This is a genomic window from Selenomonas sp. oral taxon 126 (genome assembly GCF_001683335.1).
In the GTDB taxonomy this organism is placed as follows: Bacteria; Bacillota; Negativicutes; order Selenomonadales; family Selenomonadaceae; genus Centipeda.
Genome location: NZ_CP016201.1, coordinates 2,767,842 through 2,772,679 on the forward strand (window position 1 = coordinate 2,767,842; position 4,838 = coordinate 2,772,679).

Here is a 4,838-nt window from a genome sequence, read left to right on the forward strand (position 1 = left end):
ATGCAGGCTCAGCCTTCCTTTGCACGCGCCATAACGGCAATCGTATGATTGACAATCCCGAAGAGCGCGTAGGTCGCAAAGATCCCCGCAAAGACTGCGGGCAGGATCGCCGCGCTGCCAACGTACAGAATCCCCGCGAATACGGCGAGAGCGAAGAGCTTCGACACCAGATAAATCTTCTCCCCGCCCCCCTTGAAGTCGGGATAGTGGACGTGACTGACCATCAGATATGCCGTGACGGCGACGGCTGCGGGATAGACAAGACCGAACGAGGTCGGATCGACCCCAAGCTCGAGGAATAGCCATGTCGACATGGCGACGAGATTGCCGCCCGCCGGAATCGCAAGCCCCATGAAGTAGCCGTGCACGACGCTCGCATTCACGTTGAAACGCGTGAGACGCCACATGCCGCAGATGGCAAAGAAGATGGTCACTGCGATGCCCACGAATCCGTAGGTGTGCAGGGCGAGCGTCCATGCGAGCACTGCGGGCGCAACGCCGAACGAGCCGAGGTCACAGAGGGAGTCCATCTCCTTGCCGAACTCACCGGCCACACCGAACGCGCGCGCAATGCGCCCGTCCAAGCCGTCCGCGATGAGCGCGCAGAAGATGAAGAGCGCGCCCCAGTCGAGATGTCCCTCGATCGTTGCGAGGATGGAACACATACCGAAGACAAGATTCATCGCCGTACAGAGATTCGGCAGAAACCGTCTGTAATTCATTCGCTTTCGAGCCTCCCCAGAACGGTCTTGCCGCCCTGAACCTTTTCGCCCTTTGTCACAAGAATCTCCGCGCGCTCGGGCATGACGATCTCAAGGCACGAGCCGAAGCGGATCATGCCGTAGATGTCCCCCTGCCGCAGCTGATCATCGAGCGTCACCCACGAGACGATACGGCGCGCGAGGATGCCCGCAATCTGCTTCACCGTAATGCGCAGATCCCCACGGTCGATGCCGATGAGATGGTGTTCGTTCTCAAAGCCCACCTCATCCTTGTAGGCGGGCTGAAATCTGCCGCAGTAGTATCTTTGCAGCTTTATCTCGCCGCTCACGGGACTGCGGTTGACGTGCACGTTGAACACCGACATGAAGATGACGATCTTATTGCACGGCTCGCCCACGAAGTCATCCACGCCAACGGGCGTGATCTCCGTCACCGTGCCGTCCGCCGGCGAGAGGATGTGATTCGCATCCTGCACGATTTCGCGCGCGGGACTGCGGAAGAAATATGCAAAGTAGCACGCGAGCACGACAAACGGGACTGCCGCGTACGGATGTGCAAAAATGCCAAGAATCAGAGCCAGTATAAGCGCCGCGCCGATAAATTTATAGCCCTCGCTTACAATGACCATGCGCACCCGCCTCCTTTTCAAACGTTATGGGTTTACACTTCCCCAATTATAATGGAAAGCCTATTCTTTGTCCACAGATACGGCTTTTATTTTCGCGAGGCGTATACCTTCAGCACGAATTTCGGCAGGGCGAGCAGACGCCCCGCACGCTTCGGCTGCAGCATTCCACGGAAAAGCCATTCGAGCTTTGCCTTCTGCATCCAGCGCGGCGCGCGCTTCATCACGCCCGCCATCACGTCGAGCGTTCCGCCGACGCCGATGGCGACGGGCACGCCCAGCTCCGCGAGATGCGTGGCGATCCACTTCTCCTGCTTCGGCACGCCGAGCGCGACGAGCAGGAGATCGGGCTGCGCCGCCCTGATCTCGGCGATGATCGCCGCATTCTCATCGGGCTTGAAGAAGCCGTCGTGCACACCGACGACCTCGATGCCGGGGTAGAGACGCTCCGCCTTCGCCTTCGCCTTCTCCGCAACCCCCGGCGCAGAGCCGAAGAAATACACGCGCCGCTTCTCTGCGGGCGCACGGCGCAGCAGCTCCTGCGCGAGGTCATAGCCCGCCACGCGCTCGGGCATCGCATGTCCGAGATGACGCGCCGCCCAGACCGTCCCCGCGCCATCCGGCACGACAAGTGCCGCTGCGTTGAGGACATCGCACAGCTCCCTGTCCTTCGTCGCGCGCATAATCATCTCCGCATTCGCCGTCGCGATCATCACGCCCGCGCGCTCATCCATGTAGGAGCGGACAGCGGCGACCGCCTCCTCCATCGTGACGGCATCCACATGTACGCCCAGTATATTGACCCGTTCGCTCAAGGAGCACTCCCCTCCCACATCACGATGCATATCGCGAAAAGAGAGCGCCCGTCAAGACGCCCTCCTGTTTTTCATACTTACTGCGCCGCGCCGTCCGTCTTTTTCTTCGGCACAGCCGTGCGGATATAGAGCTCGCGCAGCTGCTTCTCGTCCACGGGCGACGGTGCCTCACACATGACATCCGATGCGCTCTGCGTCTTCGGGAACGGGATGACATCGCGAATCGAGCGGCGCTTCGCCATAATCATGACGAGGCGATCCAGACCGAACGCGAGCCCGCCGTGCGGCGGCGTGCCGTACTCGAATGCATTCATCATGAAGCCGAAGCGCTCGCGCGCCTCCTCCGGCGCAAAGCCGAGCGTCTCAAAGACCTGCTCCTGCAGATCGCTGCGATAGATACGCAGGCTGCCGCCGCCGATCTCGACACCGTTCAGCACCATATCGTAGGCGTTCGCCTTGACGCGGCCGGGGTCGCTCGTGAGGAGCGGGATGTCCTCATCGCGCGGCGCGGTGAACGGATGGTGCATCGCCTTGTAGCGCTTCTCCTCCGCGCTGTACTCGAACATCGGGAAGTCCACGACCCAGAGGAAGGAGAGCGCATCGGGGTCGATGAGATTACGGCGGCGTCCCATCTCGAGACGCAGTTCACCGAGCGCCTGTGCCACGACGGCGGGCTGATCGGCGACAACGAGCAGGAGATCGCCCGTCTTTGCCCCGACGGCGTTCTTGATCGTCTCGAATGTCTCATCCGAATAGAATTTCTTGAAGGGCGACTTCACGCCCTCCTCCGTGTACTGAATCCACGCAAGCCCCTTTGCCCCGTAGTTCTGCACATAGGAAACAAGCCCGTCCAGCTCGCGGCGCGGAATGTTCGCGTAGCCCTCGACGTTGATGACCTTGACGCGTCCGCCCGCCTCCATGACGGCGTTGAAGACCTTGAACTCCGATCCGCCGACATAGTCCGTGATGTCCTGCAGCTCCATGCCAAAGCGCAGATCGGGCTTGTCCGAGCCGAAGCGCTCCATCGCCTCATCCCAGCCCATGCGGCGGAACGGCGTCTCGATCTTCGCACCGATGCTCTTCTCGAAGAGCTCCTTCACCATTTCCTCCATGAGTGTCAGGATCGAGTCCTGATCCATGAAGGACATCTCGATATCGAGCTGCGTGAACTCGGGCTGACGGTCGGCACGCAGATCCTCGTCGCGGAAGCAGCGTACAATCTGGAAATACTTCTCGAAGCCCGAAACCATGAGGAGCTGCTTGAAGATCTGCGGCGACTGCGGCAATGCGTAGAACTCGCCCGCATTGAGGCGGCTCGGCACGAGGAAGTCGCGCGCGCCCTCGGGCGTGCTCTTGCAGAGCATCGGGGTCTCGATCTCAAGGAAGCCGTTCCGATCAAAGAAATCGCGCATGATCTTCGTCACACGATGACGCAGCATGATATTCGCCTGCATCTCGGGACGGCGCAGGTCGAGATAGCGATAGCGCAGACGGATCATCTCATCCACGTCGATGCCGTCCTGAATGTAGAACGGCGGTGTCTTCGCCTTGTTCAGAATCCGCAGCTCATTGACAACGACCTCAATCTCACCCGTCTCCATGTTCGGGTTCACCGTCTCCGCGCTGCGGGCGCGCACCGTACCACGCACACAGATGACGAACTCCGAGCGCAGCGACTCCGCCTCGTGGAACGTACCCGCCGCCATCGCCGCCTCGTCAAAGACGATCTGCACAAATCCGGAGCGGTCGCGCATATCGACAAAGATCAGCCCGCCGTGGTCGCGGCGGCGCGACACCCAGCCGCACAGCGTTACCTCCCCGCCGACCTGCTCCTTGCGGAGCGTGCCGCAGTCATGAGTCCGTTTTAGTCCCTGCATCGTTTCCATCTCAGCCCTTCACCTCAGAAATCAATTGTTTTACCATATCGTCAAGAGAATAGCTCTCCTGCGTGCTCTGTGCCATATCGCGCACAACCGCCGTATGCTGCGCGAGTTCGTCCTCTCCGAGGATGACAGCATAACGCGCACCGGATTTGTTTGCCTGCTTCATCTGCGCCTTCATGCTGCGCCCCGCATAGTCCATGAGGACACGCACGCCGCCACGCCGCAGCTCATGCAGCAGCGGAAACGCCGCCTGCGCCGCCGCATCGCCAAGCGCAATGATGAATACATCCGCCGCAGGGGGACGCTCGGGCAGAAGATTCTGCTGTTCGAGCGCGAGGAGAACGCGCTCCAGTCCCGCCGCAAACCCGACCGCAGGGGTCGGATTGCCGCCCAGCTCCTCCACGAGTCCGTCGTAGCGCCCGCCGCCCGCAACGGCACTCTGCGCACCGAGCGGCGGGTAGGCAATCTCGAATGCCGTCCGCGTGTAGTAGTCGAGTCCGCGCACGAGACGCGAATCGAGTTCATAGGATACGCCGGCGACCCGCAGATGATTCTGCACTGCCGCAAAATGCTCTGCGCATTCCTCACACAGGCAGTCCGTAATCGCGGGTGCGCCCGCCATAAAGGGCTGATGCGCGTCAACCTTGCAGTCGAGAATGCGGAGCGGACTCCTCGTATAGCGATCCTGACAGTCGCCGCAGAGCGTATGCAGATGCTCCTTGAAGTATTCCTGCAGACGCTCCCGATAGACGGGGCGGCAAGTCGGACAGCCGACGGCTGTCTCTTATACAC

General features: G+C 61.0%; 4 protein-coding genes and 1 pseudogene. All 5 read right to left on the reverse strand.

Annotated features, from left to right (window positions below; genetic code table 11):
• Positions 1–8 precede the first annotated feature (8 nt).
• The gene (pssA, locus tag AXF19_RS12720; protein ID WP_066849675.1) at positions 9–722 is read right to left on the reverse strand and encodes a CDP-diacylglycerol--serine O-phosphatidyltransferase; all 714 of its coding nucleotides are present in this window, start codon (positions 720–722) and stop codon (positions 9–11) included.
• The gene (locus AXF19_RS12725) at positions 719–1,351 is read right to left on the reverse strand and encodes a phosphatidylserine decarboxylase family protein (protein ID WP_066849677.1); all 633 of its coding nucleotides are present in this window, start codon (positions 1,349–1,351) and stop codon (positions 719–721) included. Before AXF19_RS12725 ends, pssA begins: the two co-directional genes overlap by 4 nt.
• Before the next feature lie 86 nt (positions 1,352–1,437).
• Positions 1,438–2,163 carry a WecB/TagA/CpsF family glycosyltransferase gene (locus AXF19_RS12730; RefSeq protein ID WP_066849679.1) on the reverse strand — a complete coding sequence of 242 codons (726 nt, stop codon included), beginning with the start codon at positions 2,161–2,163 and terminating at the stop codon, positions 1,438–1,440.
• 77 nt (positions 2,164–2,240) lie between these two features.
• Positions 2,241–4,049, reverse strand: a complete 1,809-nt coding sequence (gene aspS, locus AXF19_RS12735; RefSeq protein WP_066849682.1) for an aspartate--tRNA ligase — start codon at positions 4,047–4,049, stop codon at positions 2,241–2,243.
• 1 nt (position 4,050) lies between these two features.
• Positions 4,051–4,824, reverse strand: a pseudogene (locus AXF19_RS12740) (histidine--tRNA ligase); the annotation flags it as partial.
• Positions 4,825–4,838 lie beyond the last annotated feature (14 nt).